The sequence below is a fragment of the Nonomuraea sp. NPDC049784 genome (assembly GCF_040659615.1).
In the GTDB taxonomy this organism is placed as follows: Bacteria; Actinomycetota; Actinomycetes; order Streptosporangiales; family Streptosporangiaceae; genus Nonomuraea.
On record NZ_JBFAMX010001247.1, the window covers coordinates 1 to 1,243 of the forward strand.

The following is a 1,243-nucleotide window of genomic DNA, read 5'->3' on the forward strand; positions in this document are numbered from 1 at the left end:
CCGAAACCCACCCGCAGCCGCTTCGGCCTGCGCCACCACCCATCCCACCGCCTACGAGGAGTTTCCGATGCTGGCCTGCGCGGCCGACACCGCCACCGACTGTCGGACCGGCCCGCGCCCCCCAGACCTCGCAGCCCACGGCCCACGTTGCCGCCACGCCGTGGGCTGCGAGGCTCACCTGCCGCAGCTGGTCTCAGGCGCGGTCTGTCTGAAGCCACCTGGCCGCCACATGCGTAGCGCTGTGGCGGCCAGGTTTCGCGCTGCCGCGCCATCGAGGGTGACCTGACATGTACGAATGGCGCCCGTACGTCCAGCCCGCGTTCACCAGGCGCGACGTGGCGGAGACATCCTGTTGCGAGGAGTTCGTGCTGTGCCACATGGGCGCGACGTACTTCGCGTTGCGGGCAACCGGTCCAGGTCGCTTTGAGGAGACCGGGCGGGGCGAGTATGCCCACGCTTTCAGCGTCTGGATTGATCTGTCCGCCAGGCACGACCACAAGCCGAAGGCATCCGCACGGCCCAACCACCAGGAAGGAGCCGTGTCGTGATCGCCATCCAGGCGGTCGCCCCAGTCAGGGCCTACCGGAGGCGCGGGACGGCCAACACCAGCGATTCGCAAGAGACGAGGAGGCCCGCTTGAGTACGCTCCACCCGGTGGAAACCAACACCGAACGCAAGGAAGAGCGCACGGACCGTGCGTTCCGTGACGCCATGGTCGACAAGCTGCGCGACTGGGGTGTACGCACCGAGCCCGTGGAAGCCGCGATGCGCGCCGTGCCCCGGCACGTGTTCGTGCCATCGGCAACATTGGAACAGGCCTACGGGCCTGACTCGGTGGTCACTCACCGCGACGAGAACGGAAAAGCGATCAGCTCTGCATCCGACCCTGGGTTGGTCGCGTCGATGCTGGAGCAACTGGACGTCCAGCCCGGCCATCGGGTGCTGGAAATAGGCGCGGGGACCGGCTACAACGCCGCGCTGCTCGCCGAGCTCGCCGGGCCAGAGGGACACGTTACGACGGTCGACATCGGAGCCGACATCGTGGCGGGAGCCCGGCGCGGCCTGGCCGCAGCGGGTTACGACCGGGTGCAGGTCGTCCACGGAGACGGCGCAACCGGCCACCCTGAGAACGCACCCTACGACCGGATCATCGTCACCGCGGGCGCGTGGGACGTGCCACCCGCGTGGCGGGAGCAGCTCGCACCGGGCGGGCGGCTGGTCGTCCCGCTGCGGGTGCGAGGCG

The 1,243-nt window shown here is 69.4% G+C and carries 2 protein-coding genes; both read left to right on the forward strand.

From position 1 onward, the window contains the following. Positions 1 to 287 precede the first annotated feature (287 nt). Positions 288 to 548, forward strand: a complete 261-nt coding sequence (locus AB0J09_RS65125) for a hypothetical protein (protein ID WP_360714549.1) — start codon at positions 288 to 290, stop codon at positions 546 to 548. A 106-nt stretch (positions 549 to 654) separates the two neighbouring features. Further along, positions 655 to 1,243 (forward strand): methyltransferase domain-containing protein (locus AB0J09_RS65130; RefSeq protein ID WP_360714551.1); only part of this gene is annotated, 589 nt, incomplete at its 3' end.